The 19,122-nt window shown below is 66.0% G+C and carries 20 protein-coding genes; 13 read left to right on the plus strand and 7 right to left on the minus strand.

The window, feature by feature from the left end; translation table 11 throughout:
- Positions 1-15: 15 nt before the first annotated feature.
- Together CH296_RS14800 and CH296_RS14805 are read left to right on the plus strand one after the other, a co-directional pair.
- On the plus strand, positions 16-303 hold the full coding sequence (locus CH296_RS14800; RefSeq protein WP_371828356.1) for a DUF2516 family protein: 288 nt from the start codon (positions 16-18) through the stop codon (positions 301-303).
- A gap of 79 nt (positions 304-382) precedes the next feature.
- Positions 383-1,408, plus strand: a complete 1,026-nt coding sequence (locus CH296_RS14805; RefSeq protein WP_032393847.1) for an alpha/beta fold hydrolase — start codon at positions 383-385, stop codon at positions 1,406-1,408.
- Between the two features lies 1 nt (position 1,409).
- On the opposite strand, the gene purU is transcribed toward CH296_RS14805, so the two are convergent.
- Together purU and CH296_RS14815 are read right to left on the minus strand one after the other, a co-directional pair.
- Positions 1,410-2,294, minus strand: coding sequence for a formyltetrahydrofolate deformylase (purU, locus tag CH296_RS14810; RefSeq protein ID WP_032393848.1), 885 nt, complete (start codon positions 2,292-2,294; stop codon positions 1,410-1,412).
- 13 nt (positions 2,295-2,307) lie between these two features.
- Complete coding sequence (locus tag CH296_RS14815; protein WP_094685093.1) at positions 2,308-3,150, minus strand: class I SAM-dependent methyltransferase; 843 nt, start codon at positions 3,148-3,150, stop codon at positions 2,308-2,310.
- A 59-nt stretch (positions 3,151-3,209) separates the two neighbouring features.
- Here CH296_RS14815 and deoC point away from each other — a divergent pair, with 59 nt between their 5' ends.
- Positions 3,210-3,863, plus strand: coding sequence for a deoxyribose-phosphate aldolase (gene deoC / locus CH296_RS14820; protein ID WP_032393850.1), 654 nt, complete (start codon positions 3,210-3,212; stop codon positions 3,861-3,863).
- Positions 3,864-3,924: 61 nt separating this feature from the next.
- Here deoC and CH296_RS14825 read toward each other — a convergent pair whose 3' ends face one another.
- A complete protein-coding gene (locus tag CH296_RS14825; RefSeq protein ID WP_179272843.1) occupies positions 3,925-4,671 on the minus strand; it encodes a DUF2993 domain-containing protein in 747 nt (248 codons plus the stop codon).
- Positions 4,672-4,780: 109 nt separating this feature from the next.
- Here CH296_RS14825 and CH296_RS14830 point away from each other — a divergent pair, with 109 nt between their 5' ends.
- A complete protein-coding gene (locus tag CH296_RS14830) occupies positions 4,781-5,368 on the plus strand; it encodes a type IV toxin-antitoxin system AbiEi family antitoxin (protein ID WP_032393851.1) in 588 nt (195 codons plus the stop codon).
- Here the strand turns inward: CH296_RS14830 and CH296_RS14835 are convergent.
- The 3 genes from CH296_RS14835 to CH296_RS14845 all read right to left on the minus strand — a co-directional run bounded on the left by CH296_RS14835 (position 5,365) and on the right by CH296_RS14845 (position 7,240).
- Positions 5,365-6,072 carry a class I SAM-dependent methyltransferase gene (locus tag CH296_RS14835; RefSeq protein WP_256980460.1) on the minus strand — a complete coding sequence of 236 codons (708 nt, stop codon included), beginning with the start codon at positions 6,070-6,072 and terminating at the stop codon, positions 5,365-5,367. The genes CH296_RS14830 and CH296_RS14835 overlap by 4 nt on opposite strands.
- A 143-nt stretch (positions 6,073-6,215) precedes the next feature.
- Positions 6,216-6,719, minus strand: coding sequence for a DUF2505 domain-containing protein (locus CH296_RS14840; protein WP_032393853.1), 504 nt, complete (start codon positions 6,717-6,719; stop codon positions 6,216-6,218).
- An 11-nt stretch (positions 6,720-6,730) separates the two neighbouring features.
- Positions 6,731-7,240 (minus strand): DUF2505 domain-containing protein, encoded by a 510-nt coding sequence (locus CH296_RS14845; RefSeq protein WP_094629748.1) that lies wholly within the window; start codon positions 7,238-7,240, stop codon positions 6,731-6,733.
- Positions 7,241-7,297: 57 nt separating this feature from the next.
- Between CH296_RS14845 and CH296_RS14850 the strand changes: the two genes are divergently transcribed.
- The 3 genes from CH296_RS14850 to CH296_RS14860 all read left to right on the plus strand — a co-directional run bounded on the left by CH296_RS14850 (position 7,298) and on the right by CH296_RS14860 (position 11,243).
- Positions 7,298-8,314, plus strand: coding sequence for a UDP-N-acetylmuramate dehydrogenase (locus tag CH296_RS14850; RefSeq protein WP_094685096.1), 1,017 nt, complete (start codon positions 7,298-7,300; stop codon positions 8,312-8,314).
- 62 nt (positions 8,315-8,376) lie between these two features.
- The gene (locus CH296_RS14855; RefSeq protein WP_032393856.1) at positions 8,377-9,927 is read left to right on the plus strand and encodes an MBL fold metallo-hydrolase; all 1,551 of its coding nucleotides are present in this window, start codon (positions 8,377-8,379) and stop codon (positions 9,925-9,927) included.
- A gap of 119 nt (positions 9,928-10,046) precedes the next feature.
- The gene (locus CH296_RS14860; RefSeq protein ID WP_179277725.1) at positions 10,047-11,243 is read left to right on the plus strand and encodes an Ig-like domain-containing protein; all 1,197 of its coding nucleotides are present in this window, start codon (positions 10,047-10,049) and stop codon (positions 11,241-11,243) included.
- Between the two features lie 67 nt (positions 11,244-11,310).
- Here the strand turns inward: CH296_RS14860 and CH296_RS14865 are convergent, their stop codons facing one another.
- A complete protein-coding gene (locus CH296_RS14865) occupies positions 11,311-12,066 on the minus strand; it encodes an SDR family NAD(P)-dependent oxidoreductase (protein ID WP_032393858.1) in 756 nt (251 codons plus the stop codon).
- Positions 12,067-12,404: 338 nt separating this feature from the next.
- Here CH296_RS14865 and CH296_RS14870 point away from each other — a divergent pair, with 338 nt between their 5' ends.
- The 6 genes from CH296_RS14870 (at position 12,405) to CH296_RS14895 (ending at position 19,119) form a co-directional block, all read left to right on the plus strand.
- Positions 12,405-13,679, plus strand: a complete 1,275-nt coding sequence (locus CH296_RS14870) for an ROK family protein (protein ID WP_179277726.1) — start codon at positions 12,405-12,407, stop codon at positions 13,677-13,679.
- Between the two features lie 11 nt (positions 13,680-13,690).
- Entirely contained in the window at positions 13,691-14,572 is an 882-nt protein-coding gene (locus tag CH296_RS14875) for an alpha/beta fold hydrolase (RefSeq protein ID WP_045198878.1), read from the plus strand.
- A gap of 38 nt (positions 14,573-14,610) precedes the next feature.
- Positions 14,611-15,939, plus strand: a complete 1,329-nt coding sequence (gene mshA / locus CH296_RS14880; protein ID WP_179277727.1) for a D-inositol-3-phosphate glycosyltransferase — start codon at positions 14,611-14,613, stop codon at positions 15,937-15,939.
- Positions 15,936-16,433 (plus strand): YbjN domain-containing protein, encoded by a 498-nt coding sequence (locus CH296_RS14885; RefSeq protein WP_032393861.1) that lies wholly within the window; start codon positions 15,936-15,938, stop codon positions 16,431-16,433. Before mshA ends, CH296_RS14885 begins: the two co-directional genes overlap by 4 nt.
- A 58-nt stretch (positions 16,434-16,491) precedes the next feature.
- A complete protein-coding gene (locus CH296_RS14890; protein WP_094685098.1) occupies positions 16,492-17,952 on the plus strand; it encodes a nucleobase:cation symporter-2 family protein in 1,461 nt (486 codons plus the stop codon).
- A gap of 75 nt (positions 17,953-18,027) precedes the next feature.
- Complete coding sequence (locus CH296_RS14895; protein ID WP_230596611.1) at positions 18,028-19,119, plus strand: BMP family protein; 1,092 nt, start codon at positions 18,028-18,030, stop codon at positions 19,117-19,119.
- The last annotated feature ends 3 nt before the right edge of the window (positions 19,120-19,122 follow it).

Consider the following 19,122-nt stretch of genomic DNA (forward strand, 5'->3'; position numbering starts at 1 on the left):
ACTGACCGCGTGAGCATCGCCGGCAGCTTCAGCTACTACATCCTGACCTTTCTGCAGATCCTCGGAGTGGTAGGTGCAGGATTCGCGATCTTCCACGCATTGCGTCAGCGCGCCGACGCCTTTCCTGCCGTGGACAAGCTCACCAAGAACGCGTGGCTGGCCATCCTGTTCGTCGGCCTGCTCCTCATCCTCGTCTCCGGAGTGATCGGATTCCTGGGCATCATTGGCGTCGTCGCCGTGTGCGTGTACCTCGTCGACGTACGGCCCAAGATCGACAGCATCCAGCGCGGACCTCGCTGGTAACCAGCCGCGTCGACGCCCGTTCGGTTCTGGGCGTAGCCTCTACCGCACCCGCTCGGGGGATACAGGTGGAGGGGAATCAGTGGTTTCACGCAAGGTAATCGAACGCGCGCTGTTCGGAGTCGGCAGTGCGGCCGTCGCGGCAGGCATCGGTACGTTCGTCGTTCGGCGGCGTCGCCTGCACTCGTTCACCAAGACGACCGACGTCCAGCCCGACGAGCTGCTGCAGTACCCCACCTTCGAGCCGCACATCACCGAGGTGGTCACCGACGACGGTGCCCACCTGCACGTCCGTAGCTACGGTGACTCCGATGCCGCGCCGATCGTCTTCAGCCACGGCTGGACCTGCTCGGCCGACTACTGGTACCCGCAGATCAACGCCCTCGCCGGCCGCTACCGCGTCATCGCGTACGACCAGCGCGGCCACGGCCGCAGCGACGTGGGAACGCGACCACTGAGCCCCGACGTGCTGGCCGACGACCTCGCTGCGGTCCTCACCGCCACCGTCGACGAGGACAACAAAGCTGTGCTGGTGGGTCACAGCATGGGCGGCATGTCGATCATGGCCTGGGCCGGAAACTATCCCGAACAGGTCGATCGCCTGGTCAGTGCCGTCCTGCTCGCCAGCACCGCGACCGACTCACTCGTCCGCGAAACCACCGTCATCCCACTGCCGCAGCGCTTCCCGCGCCTCCCGACCCCCGTGGGCAAAGCCGTGCTCAGCTCGGCGCTTCCGCTGCGGCCGTCGCCGGTGACCCGCCAGGCCATCAAGTACATCTCCATGGCACCAGGAGCGACACCGGCCGAGGTGGCGTTCTGCGAGAAGATCGTGCTCGAATGCGCCCCGCGCACCCGCGGCATCTGGGGTGCCGCGCTCAGCGACCTCGACATCCACGAAGCGCTCGAGAACATGTCCGTTCCCACCAGCGTGCTCGTCGGATCGGCCGACCGACTGACCCCACCCGTGCACGCCCGCAAACTCGCCCGCGCCCTCGACGATCACGACCACCTGAGCAGACTGATCGTGATCCCCGGCATCGGACACATGAGCTCCGTCGAGGCAATCGACGAATTCAACACCGAAGTGGTTCGGCTCCGGAACTTATGATCTAGCTGAACACCACGGTCTTGCGGCCGTGCACCAGGACGCGATCCTCCAGGTGCCACCGCAGGCCACGGGAGAGCACCAGCTTCTCGATGTCGCGGCCCTGACGCACCATGTCGGCCACCTCGTCGGAATGGTCGACGCGGATGACGTCCTGCTCGATGATCGGACCCGCGTCGAGCTCGGCCGTCACGTAGTGGCACGTCGCGCCGATCAGCTTCACGCCCCGCGCGAACGCCTGGTGGTACGGACGCGCGCCGACGAACGACGGCAGGAAGCTGTGGTGGATGTTGATCGCTCGGCCCGCCCAGTGCGCGCACAGCGACTCGGGCAGAACCTGCATGAAGCGTGCCAGCACAACCGCGTGCGGGTCGTAGGAATCGACCAGCGACCGCACCTCCTCGAAGGCGGGCCCGCGCTCGGCCGGATCCTTGGCGAACTCGACGTGGTGGAACGGGGTGCCGTGCGCCGCGGCGATCGGCTCGAGCGACTTGTGGTTGCCGATCACCGCGGAGATCTGAGCGGGCAGTTCGCCGCCCGCAGCGCGCCCGAGGAGGTCGTGCAAGCAGTGCGCCTCCTTGCTGACCAGTAGGACCACGCGCTTGGGCTCACCCGAATCATGGAGTGTCCATTCGGTTTCCGGACCGAGCTCGGCAGCCACCACGGCGAAGCGCGTCCTCAGCTCCTCGATGCTCATGTCCACCGACGACGCGCGCACCGCCTGCCGGGTGAAGAACCAACCGGTGTCGGGATCGGCGTGATAGGCGGCCTCGACGATCCATCCACCGACCTCGGCGAGGAAGGTGGAGATGCGGGCGACGATGCCCGTCTTGTCGGGACAACCGAGCGACAGAACGTAACGGCGATCCTCGGATACGGAAGAACTCATACCGCCGATTGTCTCAGGGCGTCCGCACCCCGGTTGCCACCAGTGTCCCCAGATCGATCGAATCGATTCCTCGCTCGGTCAGCAGCTCCGAGAACTCGGCACGGATCTGCGTCCGGGTCGCATCGTCGAACGGTGTCAGCGCTCCCCGCATCGCGCTGCCCAGCACGAGATCCCACACGAACGACTCCGTCGCGGGAACGTGATTCGACAGCTCCACGACCTCGACATCGGTGGTGCCGGCCGCGGCGAGCCATGCCGACAGAAGATCCGCCGTCTCCATCCGCCGGATCGGGTGCTTGTCGTAACCGTCCTGCGCGAGTGGCCCGTCGTGTTCGCTCGGCGGCGAATGCGCACCGATCACCTCGAAGAACGTGCCCGCGAACGCCTCGAACGCACCCTTGCGCCACACCGTCACCCCGACGCGACCGCCCGGACGAACCAACGACACCAGACGAGCGAAGTCCCCCTCGGGATCGGGCAGAAAGAAGATGCCGTACGAACAGGCCAACGCGTCGTATCCGGCATCGGGAACCGTCGATGGCGGCTCCCATTCGGTGGCGTCGGCGAGCACGAAGTCGATGTTGCGCAGGGCCCGTTCGGTGGCTTTCACCCGCCCGACCTCGAGCAGGTCGTCGGCGAGATCGATGGCGTGCACGAGGCCGTCCGGGCCGACGGCGGCCGCCGCGGGGATCGCCGATGCCCCGGTGCCGGAGCACACGTCCAGAACGGTGTCCCCGGTCGCCAACCCGAGCGCGAAGGCGAGCGACTGCCCGGCCGGCCCCCAGACCTGTGGCGTCACCGCGTCGAACTCCCTGCTGGTGGCGTTGAAGGTGGCGGCGAGCGAGGCTGCTGTCATGAACGAAAATCGTAGACCGACAGGGCTACGAAAGGGCGTGCTGTGAAAAGCTGGAACACATGACACTCACCCGCTCCGCCCTCGCCGGAATGGTCGACCACACGCTGCTCAAGCCCGAAGCCACGACGGCCGACGTGGCCGCCCTCATCGAGGAAGGCCGCGAACTCGGAGTGCTCGCGGTGTGCGTATCGCCGTCGATGCTGCCGATTCAGGCCGAGGGAATGCTCACTGCCGTCGTCGCCGGATTCCCGTCGGGCAAGCATCACTCGCTGATCAAGGGTTCCGAGGCCAGGCTCGCGGTGCAGCAAGGCGCCGACGAGGTCGACATGGTGATCGACGTCGGCGCGGCCATCGCGGGGGACTACAACGCGGTACTGGCCGACATCGTCACCGTTCGCGAGGGGATCGCCGGAACCGCGGTCCTGAAGGTCATCATCGAATCGGCCGCACTGTCCGACGACGCGATCGTCGAGGTGTGCCGCGCCGCCGAGAAAGCCGGTGCCGACTTCGTCAAGACATCCACCGGATTCCACCCCGCAGGCGGCGCGAGCGTCGAAGCAGTGCGCTTGATGGCGGAGACCGTCGGCGGACGACTGGGCGTCAAGGCCAGCGGCGGCATCCGCACCACGGAGGCCGCCCTGGCCATGATCGACGCGGGCGCAACACGATTGGGGCTTTCGGGAACGCGCGCGGTGCTCGACGGTCTGAACTAGAGCGACTGCGTCGCACGTGCACGGTAATTCGTAGCCTGCTACGAATTACCGTGCACGTGGGTTACGCGACCAGCGAGCAACCCTCGGGTGTCGGCTGATTCTGATCCTGCTGAGTCACCGGAATCGTGTACTGCCCGCCTTCGAGGGTGAGCTCGATGCCGCTGTCGGTGACGGTCAGCGACGTCGGAGCCATGTCCAGCGGGTAGGCCTGCAGACTGTCGGTCAGCACACCGACGACGGAGTCGACCAGATCGGTGGGGATGCCGAGACCCAGAATCGATGCGTCGACGGTCTGGAAGTCGACCCTGCCGTCTGCAACCTGCGGCTTGACGGTCAGATTCGCCAGTGCTCCGACGGCGAAGTCGAGGGTGCCCGCCGACGCGTCCGAGGTGACGCCCGAGACGATCGCGCCGATGCCCTGGCTCTGCAGAGTGCGGGTGATGCCGTCGGTCGACCACGAGATGTCGGCACTGGAGCTGCCGATGGTGCCGCCGGAGTCGGCGGTCTGCGTCAGGTTCAGGTCACGTGCCTCGGCGTGCACGACCATGCCCTCGGCGGGACCGAAGCGCGCGTCGTCGCTGTCGACGGTGACCGAGGAAACCTTCTTGTCCACCAGTGAGAGCAGGACCGGCTTCAGGCCGAGACCGACCTCGACCTGGCTGCCGAGCTCGGACTCGAGCTGGCCGGCGAGGCAGGATTTGATCTGCTGACGGACGAACAACTCGCCACCGATGACGGCGACGAGGAGGACGACGACGACGGAGACTGCGATCAGCGGTGCGGTGCTCCGCCTGGCTGTGGATGACATTCCTGGCAGTCTTCCCGATGATTCTGAGCAAGCTCTGTGAAACTCGCCGAACCTGCGTTCTCGATCGAAACTTTGTGACCTGTAACACATTGTGACGTAGGCTTGCGTCATGAGTACGACAGGACCGAGCGTGCACGAACTGCACTCGCTGGCCACTCGCCAGGACGGTTACTTCACGGCCGAGCAGGCCGGCGAGCTCGGCTTCGATTCTGCGATGGCGCGCGTCAATCTGGCCACCAACACGTGGACTCGCGTCGAGCGCAACCTGTTCCGACTCGGCCAGTGGCCACACAGCGAACTCGAAGTGTTCGCCATGTGGTGTGCCTGGTTCGGCGGCGAGGCCGTGATCTCGCACCAGAGCGCGGCGGAGCTACACGGATTCGGGCACCTGCACCCGCAATTCGTGCACGTCTGCGCATTCGGCGACCTACGGCTGACCGACACCAGACTGGCGGTTCATCGCCTACGACTCGAGCCCCGGGACGTCGAATCGGCAGGCACCTTCAACCTCACCACTCCGGTGCGGACGGTGCTCGACCTCGCCGCGGGCGGCATCTCCCAGATCACCCTCGACGAGGTGGTGTGCGACGCCGTGGCGATCGGTCGCGTCGACCCGCAGGCGCTGTACTCCGAGGCCGGAAACAGCACGGATCGAGTGGCCGAACGCGTCGAACTGGCACTGTCCGCCTGCACCTAGTCGATTCGCGTTGCCGGTGCGACCGTCGACCACGGGACCGTGAGTACGTTGTCTCGCATCCGTCGGCGCGGGAGTGTGATCGGAAGACCCTGTTCGGCAAGCACTTTCATGGCTGCGCGCCACCGAATTCGAGGCCCGAACGGGGCCAGCGGGGCCGAGACCGACCACGCTCTGTCGGCCCGTCGAAGCAGATCGTGGATCAGCTCGCCCTCGATGTTGCGATGTATCAACACCTTCGGAAGCCGCTCCGCGATGTCCGACGGCATCTCGACGTCGAACGGATCCCATGCCAGCGTCAGGGAACGGGGGCCCTCGGCGTCGAGCAACACCCAGGCGCACCGTCGACCCAGCTCGTCGCAGGTGCCGTCCATCAGCAGGCCACCGGGTGCCAGGCTCGACAGAATGCGTTGCCAGGCAGCGGGTACCGCATCCTCGGGATACTGGCGCAGTACGTTGAACGCCCGCACCAGGTCGGGGCGCAGGCCCGCCAGCTCGAAACCGCCGCGGGCGAACTGCACGCCGTCACTGCCGGGGACGACGCGAGCGGGGTCGATCTCGAGACCGGTGACTCGGAGGTCGGGCCGGACGGTGCGCAATCGACCGGCCAGCTCGAGCGTCGTGTTCGGCATCGCCCCGTACCCGAGGTCCACGACGAGGGGATTCGCCGAGCTCTGCAGAACGCGTCGAACATCGGGGTGGTGCATCAGCCACCGGTCGCTACGACGCAACCGATTGATGCCGGTGGTGCCGCGAGTGATGACACCTTCGGGGGCAGGAGTGGAGCCTGTGGAACGACCCAGATGGGGAGTGGAGCCTGCGGAACGACCTCTGTGGACCGGGCTCAGGGCTAGGCGTTCTTCTCGAGCCAGTCGGCGGTCACTTCGCCCTCACCGCGCCACAGGTCGATGAGGTTGACGAGCATCAGCTGTTCGAGCTTGCCGCCGATGAACGGCAGGAAGACCTTGGCCTCGGAGGAGGTGCGCAGGGTCGATCCGCCGTTGGTGGGGAAGAGCGAGGTGGTGCCCTTGAGTGAGCCCGGTCCGGCCGGAATCGACGCGTCGTAGTGGCCCGCGGTGACTTCCTCGAAGGCATCGAAGTGCACGTTGCGGGTGATGATCATGTCCTTCTTCATCACCGTCTGCGCGATGTCGGGCAGTTCGGTGCGCGGGATGACGTGGTGCATCACGATGTCGATTCCGGCGTCGGACACCTCGAAGCTCTTCAGCTCGTTCTCCGAGTACTTACGCATCTCCTCGATGCGCGCATCCCAGTGATCGCGACTGGAGAGCGCTGCATAGACCTGCTGCGTCGAGTGGGTGAACCGGGCGGAGTAGTTCATTCGGCGAGCCATAGTGCGCCAGGTTAGCCGTTCGGGTTCGCGGCGATCCAGTTACCGGTGAAGTCCTGTTCGTTGTCGATGAGGGAGAGCACCTGCTCGCTGATCATCGCTTCGATCTTGCCGCCGAAGATCGGAACCTTGACCTCGGTGGTGCCTGCCAACGCGATGGTGGTCGTCTCGCCGCCGGCGTCGAGCGTGGTGGTGCCGGTGATGCGGGCCGGTGCGCCTTCGACGGTCGCTCCGAACGTGCCGTCGGCGTGGGTGCCGTCGAACGGTCCCCAGCTCTCGGTGCGTTCGATGATGAGGTCGCCCTTCTTGAAGGCGGTCACCGCGGACGGCAGCTCCTCTTCGGGAACTGACTGGGTCATGACGACGTCGATGGTTCCGTTGCCGACCGTGACGCTCTTCAGGCTGGCACCCGGTCCGCCGATCTGCTCGATGCGGTCCTTCCAGTACTGCTCGGACGTCAGCGCGGCGTGGACCTTGTCGGCGGAGGCGGGCACAGTCGAGCTGTGCTCAATGGGGCGAGGCATCCCCGCAGGTTACCGGGTGACCGAAGACCCGGTGCGCGACCGGTAGCGTGAGAGTCCGTGCCTACTGCAATTTCGGAGCTCACCACCATCCGGGTGGGCGGCCCGGCCCGTGAATTCACCGTCGCGACGAACGCCGACGAGTTGGTCTCGCTGGTGCGTGACGCGGACCGCTCGGGGACGGATGTGCTGGTCATCGGCGGCGGATCCAACCTGGTCGTCGGCGACGACGGCTTCGACGGCCGGGTGGTTCGGGTGACCGGGTCCCGGCTGGACATCGACGGCGAGATGGTGACGGTCGATGCGGGTGTCGAGTGGGATGCCGTCGTGCAGGCGACGATCGACGCGGGACTGTCGGGCATGGAAGCGCTCTCGGGTATCCCCGGAACCACCGGCGCGACGCCCATCCAGAACGTCGGCGCGTACGGCGCGTCGACGTCGGAGCTGCTGCACAGCCTCACCGTCTACGACCGCGACACCGATCGGACGGCGGTGTGGACGCCGGAGCAGTGCGGTTTCGGAACGCATCGGTCGTCGGTGTTCAAGCGATCCTCGCGCTACGTGATTCTGGACGTGACGTTCGCACTGAAGAAGACGACCGAGTCGCTTCCGGTGCGCTACGCGGCGTTGTCGGAGCGTCTCGACGTGCAGATCGGCGACGTCGTACCGGTGCCGGACGTGCGGGCTGCCGTGCTGGCACTGCGCGGCGAACGCGGCATGGTGCTCGACGCGGGCGACCACGACACGTGGAGCGTCGGATCGTTCTTCCTCAACCCGGTCCTGCCCGAGGTACCCGAGGCCGCCGCACACGCGCCCAACTTTCCCGACCCCGCGGGCACCAAGATCCCGGCCGCCTGGCTGATCCAGAACGCGGGCTTCCCACGCGGATACGGCACCGAATTCGGGCGCGGCACCGCGGCACTCTCCTCGAAACACGTGCTGGCGATCACCAACAGAGGTGGGGCGACCGCGTCGGACATCATGGCGCTGGCCGCGCACGTCCGTGACGGGGTTCAGGAGAAGTTCGGCATCACGCTCACGCCCGAGTGTGACCTCGTCAACTGCGCGCTGGGTTAGGGCCGGTCGAAACGGCGCATACGATGAAGCTTTGCAAGTGAAGGCTCCAGGGAGGTAAATCAGTGCAGGTCACCAGCGTGGGACATGCGGGATTCCATATTCGGACCGACGCCGGAAGCATCCTGTGCGACCCGTGGGTCAACCCGTCGTTCTACGCGTCGTGGTTCCCGTTCCCCGACAACTCGGGTCTGGACTGGGACGCCCTCGGTGATTGCGACTACCTCTACGTCTCGCACCTGCACAAGGACCATTTCGACCCGAAGAACCTGGCCGAGCACGTCAACAAGGACGCCACGGTCCTGCTGCCGGACTACCCGGTGCTCGATCTCAAGCACGAGCTGGAGAAGCTCGGCTTCCACAAGTTCTACGAGACGACGGACTCGGTCAAGCACACGATCTCCGGTCCCAAGGGCGATCTGGACATCATGATCATCGCGTTGCGTGCGCCCGCCGACGGGCCGATCGGCGACTCGGGTCTGGTCGTCTCGGACGGCAAGACCGTCGCGTTCAACATGAACGACGCGAGGCCGGTGGACCTGGACGTGATGACCGAGAATTTCGGTCCCGTGGACGTGCACATGCTGCAGTACTCGGGCGCGATCTGGTACCCGATGGTCTACGACATGGTCTCGCGCGCGAAGAAGAACTTCGGCATCCAGAAGCGTCAACGGCAGATGGATCGGGCGCGCCAGTACATCGAGCAGGTCGGCTCCACCTGGGTCGTCCCGTCGGCAGGCCCGCCGTGTTTCCTCGACGACGAACTGCGCTCGCTCAACGACGTCTACGGCGACCCGGCGAACGTGTTCCCGGACCAGATGGTGTTTCTCGAGCAGATGCGACTGCACGGGCACGACAAGGGCCTGCTGATGATGCCGGGCACCGCCGCCACGTTCGACGGCTCCGAGCTGATCTCCCACGAGCACCCGATTCCGACGGCCGAGGCCGAGGCCATCTTCACCACCGGTAAGGCCGAGTACATCGAGGCCTATGCCCAGCGTCAGGCATCGGTCATCGCAGCGGAGAAGGCGGCGTGGGCTCCGGCCGAGGGCGAGCCACTGCTCGAGCCGATGAGGGGCCTGTTCGAGCCGATCATGGCGCAGACGGACCTGATCTGCGACGGCATCGGCTATCCCGTCGGAATCACCATGGGCGACGAAACCGTCGTGCTGGACTTTCCGAAAAGGATTGTGCGCGAACCGATCTCGAACGAGAAGTTCCGCTACAGCTTCACCATCCCGCCGGAACTGGTGCGCACCGCGATACGTGACCGAGAGCCGGACTGGGTCAACTCGATCTTCCTGTCCACCCGCTTCCGAGCCCGACGCGTCGGCGGCTACAACGAATTCCTCTACACGTTCTTCAAGTGCCTCACCGACGAGCGCATCGCCTACGCCGACGGCTGGTTCGCCGAGGCGCACGACGACACCGCCACGATCACGATGGGCGGCTACGAGATCCAGCGCCGCTGCCCGCACCTGAAAGCGGACCTGACGAAGTTCGGCATCGTCGAGGGCAACAAGCTCACCTGCAATCTGCACGGGTGGGACTGGAGCCTCGATTCCGGGCGCTGTCTGACGTCCAAGGGGCACGAACTGCGTACGCGCAAACTCTGAGTCGTTCCGCGGAACTCCACTCCTGCAGCTGTGAGTCATTCCGCGGGCTCCACTCCTGCCAGCTGTGAGACTGCCCCCAAAAATCGGGGTAGTTCGCCGACGCAGGTACGTTGGATAACGTGCATGAGCAGGTAGAACAGACAAAACGGACTCGCACGGTGTGGTTGATCGCCGTGCTGGTCGCCTTGGTGGCACTCGTGGCAGGCTGCACCGTCGGATCGGGCGATGCCGGCTCGGGCACGGCAGCCCCGACCACCGAGGCAGCGCCCGTCGCACGGGTGACCGAGAACCCGGTCGCAGGTGCCGTCGACGTCAGCCCCGTCGCGCCGATCTCGGTCTCCGTTGCCGACGGAACGCTCACCCAGGTCGCGTTGACCAACCCCGACGGCAAGGTCGTCCAGGGCGCGCTCTCGCCCGACAAGACCTCGTACGCCATCACCGAGCCTCTCGGCTACGGCGTGCAGTACACGTGGTCCGGCTCGGCCGTGGGCAGCGACGACAAGGCCGTCGAGATCACCGGTGTCTTCACCACCGTCGAACCCGACAGCCGCACGTCGGTGAGCACCAACATCGGCGACGGCCAGGAGGTCGGCATCGCCGCCCCGATCATCCTGCAGTTCGATTCGGCGATCGCCGACAAGGCCGCCGTCGAGAAGGCGTTGACGGTGACCACCAACCCGCCGACTCCCGGCGCGTGGGCATGGTTTCCGGACGACAACGGCTCGCGCATCCACTGGCGTCCCACCAACTACTGGGCTCCCGGCACGACCGTCTCGGTGGTAGCCAACCTGTACGGCGTGAACTACGGCGACGGTGCATACGGAGCCGACGATGTCACCCTGAACTTCAGCATCGGACGCAGTCAGGTCGTCGTCGCCGACGCCACCAGCCACCGCATGCAGGTGGTCCGCGACGGCGCGACGATCATGGACATACCGGTCAGCTACGGCGAGGGCAACGAGGACCGCAACGTCACCCGCAGCGGTATCCACGTCGTCACCGAGAAGCACGAGGACTTCCTGATGTCCAACCCGCCGTTCTACGAGAACGTCCGCGAACGCTGGGCTGTGCGTATCTCCAACAACGGTGAGTTCATCCACGCCAATCCGCTGACCACCGGTGTGCAGGGGGCCTCGAACGTCACCAACGGATGCATCAATCTCTCCGACGCCGACGCTCAGCAGTACTTCCAGACGGCGATGTACGGCGATCCCGTCGAGGTCACCGGCACGCGCATCGACCTCTCGGCAGCAGACGGCGACCTGTACGACTGGGCCATCGACTGGCCGACGTGGGAGTCGATGTCGGCGCTGTGAGCACTACGCGCAGGTGAGCGGAACTTCGTAGCCCACTACGAAGTTCCGCTCACCTGCGGCGAAGCCGCTACTTGCGGGAGAAGCGCCCCGGACCGGCCTGATCCCGGGGCTTGATGATGATCTGGTCCAGGTTGACGTGCGACGGGCGCGATGCGACGAAGCCGATGACCTCGGCGATATCGCTCGCCACGAGTGGTGTGATGCCCTGGTAGACCGCGTCGGCCTTGGCGGCGTCGCCGTCGAACCGGACGAGCGAGAACTCGGTCTCCACGGCACCCGGAGCTACCTCGGTCAATCGCACCGGCTTGCCCAGTAGCTCGCCGCGCAACGTCCGATGCAGCACCGCCTGAGCGTGTTTGGCCGAGGTGTAGCCCGATCCGTTGTCGTAGGCCTCGAACGCAGCCACGGACGTGATGGTGACGATCAGACCGTCCCCGGAGTCGATCAGCTTGGGCAGCAACGACTTCGTCACCCGCAATGTACCGAGCACGTTGGTCTCCCACATCCAGCGCCAGTCGTCGAGGTCGGCGTCGATCACCGGGGCCAAGCCCTTCGCGCCCCCGGCATTGTTGATCAACACATCGACACGGGGAACGACCGCGGTGAAGGCGGCGACCGAATCCTCGTCCGTCACATCGAGTTCCAGGGCAGTGCCACCGATCTCCGACGCCAACTCCTCGAGCCGGTCGAGTCGGCGGGCACCGATCACGACGTGGAAGCCGTCGGCGGCCAGTTGGCGGGCGGTGGCCGCGCCGATGCCGGAGCTCGCTCCGGTGACGACGGCGATTCGGGCATCGGGGGAAATGTGTTCGGACGAGGTCATGGCGAAATTCTATGCCCGGTGTGCCCCGTGCTGTCCGACGCCCGATTGGACATCGGACGCAAGGGTGCTAATTTTGATTCCATGTCCGCCAGTGAGACCACCGCGATGCGGGTCACCTATGTGACCGCGGCTCTCGGTTCTCGCTTGCCGCTTCCTCGGGAACTGTGTTGTCCCGGCCAAGGAATCCGTCTCTAGCTCTCCGTTTCGAGCTGCAGACAGTCGATTCGCGCGTCGTGGTTCCGTACGACCACCGCGCCCCTTCCTTGACCTGCATCACTTCGCACTTCCGTCGTTGTCCATTCACGACGGAAATCTGCCACTGCTGAGGATCACAACGGATGTCTGTATCAACCCTGCACCACCACACCGGCCCTACCTCTCGTCGGTCTCTCCCGACGCCTCGATCGCGCGTCCAACTCGTCGCACCGGATCTGCGGATCGCCGACAGTCCCGCCGCGTCGGTGCTTCGGGTGGCCTGCGTCGAGGGGCCCATCTCGCGCGAGCGTGCCGCTCGCGCAACCGGATCGAGCATCGCCACCGTCAATCGCCAGGTGTCGGCCCTGCTCACCGTCGGGCTGCTTCGTGAGCGCGCAGACCTGACGGCACCGGGGGCGATCGGCCGTCCGCGGGTGCCGTTCGAGGTCAATCACGAACCGTTCTCGACCATCGGCATCCACATCGGAGCCGTCGTCACCGGCATCATCGTCAGCGATCTGCGGGGACGCATCCTCGGCGCCATCGAGATACCAACGCCCGCCGGGTCTTCGGAGACAGCGTTGGCGTCGATCACCCGCAGTGCCGGTGCCTTCGCCGGACGCTGGCACCGCCGCACCCCACTGTGGGTCGGGGTGGCGATCGGTGGACGTGTCGACACCGCGACCGGCACCGTCGACCATCCGCGGCTGGGATGGGAGAACGGCCGCGTCGCCGGAATCATCGGCGGTGGACTCGGACTGCCGATCTCGGTCTCCGGGCACGTCGAGGCCATGGCGGCCTCGGAGCTGCTCCTCGCACCGCGCCTGTCGGACAGTGTTGCGTCGCAGAGCAACAGCGGAACTTCTCTGTACTTCTACGCACGCGAGACCGCAGGCATGGCGCTGACCATCGACGGCCGCGTGCACACCCCCACGAGCGGCCCGGGGTCCATCGCACACCTGCCCACCGGATCGTCGGCGCTGTGCAGCTGCGGCAATCGGGGATGCCTCGAGGCCTCCGTCAGCGATCGAGCCGTGGTCTCCGCCGCCGTCGATCGCAAAATAGTCGGACCGCAGCCTCACCCGAGTATCGGCGCGGTGTATCAGGCGGCGCAGGCAGGCTCCGAGGCCGCGCGGGAGTTGCTCGTCGAGCGAGCGCAGATTCTGGGGCGGACGGTGGCGCTGCTGCGCGACATGTTCAATCCGGACCGCGTGGTACTCGGAGGCCAGGCGTTCACCGCGTACCCGGCCGGAATTCCGCACGTGGGGGAGGCCTTCGCGACGCATTCGACGTTGGAGCGCAGGGATATTCGGGTGAGCGGTTTCGGCGACAAAGTGCAGGAGTACGCCGCAACCGTGGTCTCTCTGAGCGCCCTGTACTCCGATCCGCTCGCCTCGATGCGCAAGGCTGCCGCGTAGGTTGACCCACTATGAGCCAGCCCGATACGAGCACCCGTGCAGCAGGACCGATTCGCCAGGCCACCGGCATCGACGGAGCCAACATCGTCTACCGCGTCAGCGGTGACCCGGCGGCGCGGCCACTGATCCTGCTGCACGGGTGGGCGCAGAGCTCGGCCTGCTGGGGCGAGGGACTGCTGGCCGACCTGGCGGAGCGTTACCGCGTCGTCGCCGTCGATCTGCGCGGACACGGCTATTCCGACGCCCCGCCTGCCGGTTACGACGATCCCAGGACATGGGCAGGCGATGTCGACGCGGTACTCGCCGCCGAGGGCATCACATCCGACGCGGTGCTGCTGGGTTGGTCGTACGGCGGACTGGTGATCTGCGACTACCTCGCCGAACACGGCACGGGCGCGGTGGCGGGCATCGTGCTCGTCGGTGCGATCACCAGCATCGGCAGGGGAGAGGCAGGCGGCCGCGTCGGGACGGCCATGCGCGCTGCGATCCCCGGTGCGATGGCCGAGGAGCCCCGCGTCGCGATCAAAGCGCTCGGGAGTTTCGGGCACGCGCTCACCGGGCCGACAGAAGGCAAGGGCACGGAGGCGCAGGCGTTGTTCGGGTTGACGCTGTCCACGAGGCCACGGGTTCGCGCAGCCCTGTTCGATCGAGCGGTCGGCCACGACGACCTGCTGCGCAGCCTCGACATCCCGGCGTTGGTGCTGCACGGGACCGAGGACACCGTCGTCGACGTCTCCGCCGGACGGCACGCTGCGGAGCTGATTCCCACGGCGGTCGCGTCGTACTGGGAGGGTGTGGACCACGGGCCGTTCGTCGCCGATCCGCAGCGCTTCTTCACCGAGGTGACCGAGTTCGTGGATGGTCCGAGTCTGCCCGGTCGTCGGAAGGGGTAGTTATCGAGACGTAATGTGGAGGCGTGCACACTGAAGAAGTGACTGGACGCCAGCTGAACAGGGTCGCTGTGTTGTCCTTGCATACCTCCCCGCTGGCGCAGCCGGGAACGGGCGATGCGGGCGGCATGAACGTCTACGTGCTGCAGAGCGCGAAAGAGCTGGCCAAGCGCGGCGTGGAGGTCGAGATCTTCACCCGTGCGACGGCGTCGACCGACGCGCCTGTCGTCGAGGCAGCTCCCGGAGTGCTGGTGCGCAACATCGTCGCCGGTCCGTTCGAGGGGTTGGACAAGCACGATCTACCCACTCAGCTGTGCGCATTCGCAGCCGGGGTGCTGCGAGAAGAAGCTCGCCACGAACCCGGTTACTACGATCTGGTGCACTCGCACTACTGGCTCTCGGGTCAGGTCGGCTGGCTCGCGCGCGATCGCTGGGGAGTGCCGCTGGTACACACCGCGCACACTCTCGCCGCCGTCAAGAACGCGTCTCTGGCGCAGGGCGACTCGCCCGAACCCGCCGCGCGTCAGATCGGTGAGCAGCAGGTGGTGGCCGAGGCGGACCGGCTGATCGCCAACACCACCGAGGAAGCGAAGTCTCTCGTCGAGATCTACGGGGCGTCGCAGGATTCGATCGACGTCGTTGCGCCGGGAGCCGATCTGGCGCAATACAATCCGGGTGACAAGCGTGCGGCGCGCGCCGAGCTCGGATTGAATCCCGACGAGTCGATCGTCGCATTCGTCGGACGCATCCAACCGCTCAAGGCCCCCGACGTGCTGATCGCCGCGGCTGCCGAAGTGCTGCAGCGCAATCCGGCGACACCGCTGCGCGTCCTCATCGTCGGCGGCCCGTCCGGCAGCGGACTGGATCGACCGGACGCCCTCATCGATCTGGCCGAGAACCTGGGGATAACTGCCCGAGTGACGTTCATGCCGCCGCAACCGTCGGCGCGCCTGGCCCAGGTCTACCGCGCCGCGGACATCGTCGCCGTTCCGAGCTACAACGAATCGTTCGGCCTGGTCGCGATCGAAGCCCAGGCATGCGGCACTCCGGTCCTGGCCGCGGACGTCGGCGGACTCGGTGTGGCGGTGCGATCGGGCGAGACCGGACGCCTGGTTCAGGGCCATCGCACCGAGGACTGGGCCGATGCGCTCTCGTCGATGCTGGCGGATCCAGTTGCCTTGGCAGACATGGCGACCGCGGCACCGCAGCACGCCCGCAACTTCTCGTGGGAGCACACCGCCGACGGACTCATCGAGAGCTACCGCAAGGCCAAGTTCCACTTCGACCGAGGCGAGGGGCCGAGCGAGTTCTCTCCGCGACGCGTCCGAGGATTGTCGAAACTACGCAGATCAGGAGCTGTGACTGCATGAGCGAGACCGCCGAACTGATCGACCGGGCACTGAAGGACCGCGAGCTGGACTACACCCGGCGGGGCGAGGTGTTCACCGTGGAACTGCCAGGGGAACGCAAACTCAAGACGACGACGATGCTGACCGTCGGGCATCACGGGGTGCGCATCGAGGCGTTCGTCTGCCGCAAACCCGACGAGAACTTCGAGGGCGTCTACAAATACCTGCTCCGACGCAACCGTCGCCTGTACGGAGTTCACTACACGATCGACAAGGTCGGCGACATCTACCTCGTCGGCCGAATGTCGTTGCACGCCGTCAACGGTGACGAACTCGACCGCATTCTCGGCCAGACCCTCGAGGCCGCCGACGGCGACTTCAACGTGCTGCTCGAGCTGGGCTTCGCCGAATCCATCAAACGGGAATGGGCGTGGCGGGTATCGCGCGGCGAATCGTTGGCGAACCTGAAGGCGTTCGAGCATCTGGTGGAGGCGGGTAAGGCCGAGCAAGCGTAACTCGCCGGAAATGGGTGGGTGCCGCTGCCCGTAACGTCCGGTTCCTAGCCTGACATTCATGACCAGGCCCGAGGACGCTCGCCCACCGGTGCTGCAGATGTTCGGTTACGGTCTGCAACACATCCTCTCGATGTTCGGCGGCGTCATCGCCGTCCCGATCATCGTCGGTGGAGCGGCCGGACTCTCCGGAGCCGATCAGGCCCTGCTGATCTCCTGCGCGCTGTTCGTCAGTGGCGTGGCCACCGTGCTGCAAACGATCGGCATCCCGTTCTTCGGCTCGCAACTGCCGCTGGTACAGGGCATTTCGTTCGCATCGGTCTCGACGGTTCTGACGATCATCGCCGGCGCGGACGACGGGCGAACCGGACTGCGCACGGTGCTCGGAGCCGTTCTCGTGGCCGCGCTGATCGGATTGGCGATCGCCCCGTTCTTCTCCAGGATCGTTCGGTTCTTCCCGCCGCTGGTGACCGGCAGCATCATCACCGTCATCGGACTGTCGCTGATGCCGGTGGCCGCCCGCTGGATCACCGGCCAGGAACTGGTGGGCGGTGCCCCGAACCCGAACTACCTGGACCCCGGCAACATCGGGCTGGCGATGTTCACCCTCCTCGCCGTACTGGTGATGACCAAGATCCCCGGACTGTCGCGGCTGTCGATCCTGCTCGGACTCGTCGTCGGCACCATCGCGGCACTGATCGTCGGCAAGACCGACTTCGACGGCGTCGCCGATGCGTCCGTCGTGGCCGTCCCGACACCCTTCGCCTTCGGCTCCCCGATATTCGCAATCGGCGCGATCGTGTCGATGACCATCGTGATCCTGGTGATCATGGTCGAGACCACCGCCGACATCCTCGCCGTCGGCGAAGTGGTCGGAACCGACGTCGACTCCAAGCGTGTCGGCGACGGCCTGCGCGCCGACATGGTCTCCTCTGCCGTCGCCCCGATCTTCAACACCTTCCCGGCCACGGCCTTCGCGCAGAACGTCGGCCTGGTGGCGATGACCGGCATCAAGAGCCGCTTCGTCGTGGCGACGGGCGGTGGCGTGCTTGCACTGCTGGGCCTTTCGCCGATTCTCGCAGCCGTCGTCGGGGTCGTCCCGCTTCCGGTTCTCGGCGGCGCAGGCATCGCGCTGTTCGGAACCGTCGCCGCGAGCGGTATCCGCACCCTCGGCAAGGTGAACTACGACAACAACTCCAACGTCGTCATCGTGGCGGTGACCTTGGCGTTCGGCCTCATACCTGTTGTCGCGAGCGACTTCTGGGACGAGTTCCCGGACTGGTTCGTCACGATCTTCCACTCCGGAATCAGTGCCGCCAGCATCGTCGCGGTGGTACTCAACGTATTCTTCAACGTGTTCAAGCCCGGAACTCCGCCGAACCCCTCGGTGGTGGCAGCGGGGCCGGCAGTGATGGTGCGTGAGGACGAAGCACGAATACTCCGTGAAGGCGGCAGCTTGCCCGACGATGTCTCCACCGCGAAGGCCGAGCCGCACAAGGCCGAGCCCGACAGGGATGCCTGACCGAAATCCTGCGCACCCTCGCCCGCGCGAGTAGCGTCCCGACCCAGACGAAGTACACCTAAATTGGAGGACATCTTGTCATTCGTTACCCGCACGAGTACGCGGAAGGCAGCACTCGGCGGCGTCGCGTCGCTCGGTGCCATCGCCCTGATCGCAGGCTGTGGATCCGCCCCCGAAGACGAAGGATCGGGCGGAGGCGGATCGAGTGACTTCCTGCCCTGCATGGTCTCCGACAGTGGCGGATTCGACGACAAGTCGTTCAACCAGCTCGGGTTCGAGGGCTTGACCGAAGCCTCCGAAGAACTCGGCGTCGAGCCACGCACCGTCGAGTCCGCATCGCCCACCGACTACGGCCCCAACATCAACAACCTCGTCGATCAGGGCTGCAACCTCATCGTCACCGTCGGATTCGATCTGGCCGACGCCACCAAGGTGGCCGCCGAGGCCAACTCCGACATCGACTTCGCGATCATCGACGACTCCACGATCGATCTGCCGAACGTCAAGCCGCTGACCTACGACGCGTCGCAGTCCGCATTCCTCGCCGGCTACGCGGCCGCGAGCTACAGCACCACCGGCGTGGTCGGTACGTTCGGTGGCTCCCAGCTGCCGACCGTCACCATCTTCATGGACGGCTTCGCAGACGGCGTGAACTACTTCAACGAGCAGAAGGGCGAAGCGGTCCGCGTCATCGGCTGGGACGTACCCTCGCAGAACGGCTCGTTCACCGGCGGATTCACCGCCAACGAGGTCGCGAAGAACACCGCCCAGGGTCTGATCGACCAGAACGCGGACGTCATCTTCCCGGTCGGCGGTCCCATCTATCAGAGTGCGGCACAGGCCATTCGCGACTCCTCGCGCCCGGTCGCCCTCATCGGTGCCGACGCCGACGTGTTCGAGTCCGACCCCTCGGTCGGTGACCTGCTGCTCACCTCGGTGACCAAGGGACTCAAGACCAGCGTCGACGAGGTCGTCGCCAACTCCGGTGCCGATGCGTTCGACAACACCCCGTACGTGGGCACTCTCGAGAACGACGGAGTCGGTATCGCACCGTTCCACGACTTCGAGTCCAAGGTCGACCCCGCGCTGCAGGGCGAGCTGGACACGATCAAGGCCGGCATCATCGACGGGTCCATCACCGTCGAGTCGCCGTCGGCACCCAAGTAGCAC

The sequence above is a fragment of the Rhodococcus sp. 14-2496-1d genome (assembly GCF_002259365.1).
In the GTDB taxonomy this organism is placed as follows: domain Bacteria; phylum Actinomycetota; class Actinomycetes; order Mycobacteriales; family Mycobacteriaceae; genus Rhodococcoides.

Coding starts and splice junctions, on each gene's coding strand:
- purU (WP_032393848.1), bottom strand. CDS start 2,294: ATGAGTTCTTCCGTATCCGAGGATCGCCGTTACGTTCTGTCGCTCGGT.
- CH296_RS14815 (WP_094685093.1), bottom strand. CDS start 3,150: ATGACAGCAGCCTCGCTCGCCGCCACCTTCAACGCCACCAGCAGGGAG.
- deoC (WP_032393850.1), top strand. CDS start 3,210: ATGACACTCACCCGCTCCGCCCTCGCCGGAATGGTCGACCACACGCTG.
- CH296_RS14825 (WP_179272843.1), bottom strand. CDS start 4,671: ATGTCATCCACAGCCAGGCGGAGCACCGCACCGCTGATCGCAGTCTCC.
- CH296_RS14830 (WP_032393851.1), top strand. CDS start 4,781: ATGAGTACGACAGGACCGAGCGTGCACGAACTGCACTCGCTGGCCACT.
- CH296_RS14835 (WP_256980460.1), bottom strand. CDS start 6,072: ATGCACCACCCCGATGTTCGACGCGTTCTGCAGAGCTCGGCGAATCCC.
- CH296_RS14840 (WP_032393853.1), bottom strand. CDS start 6,719: ATGGCTCGCCGAATGAACTACTCCGCCCGGTTCACCCACTCGACGCAG.
- CH296_RS14845 (WP_094629748.1), bottom strand. CDS start 7,240: ATGCCTCGCCCCATTGAGCACAGCTCGACTGTGCCCGCCTCCGCCGAC.
- CH296_RS14865 (WP_032393858.1), bottom strand. CDS start 12,066: ATGACCTCGTCCGAACACATTTCCCCCGATGCCCGAATCGCCGTCGTC.
- CH296_RS14870 (WP_179277726.1), top strand. CDS start 12,405: ATGTCTGTATCAACCCTGCACCACCACACCGGCCCTACCTCTCGTCGG.
- CH296_RS14875 (WP_045198878.1), top strand. CDS start 13,691: ATGAGCCAGCCCGATACGAGCACCCGTGCAGCAGGACCGATTCGCCAG.
- CH296_RS14885 (WP_032393861.1), top strand. CDS start 15,936: ATGAGCGAGACCGCCGAACTGATCGACCGGGCACTGAAGGACCGCGAG.
- CH296_RS14890 (WP_094685098.1), top strand. CDS start 16,492: ATGACCAGGCCCGAGGACGCTCGCCCACCGGTGCTGCAGATGTTCGGT.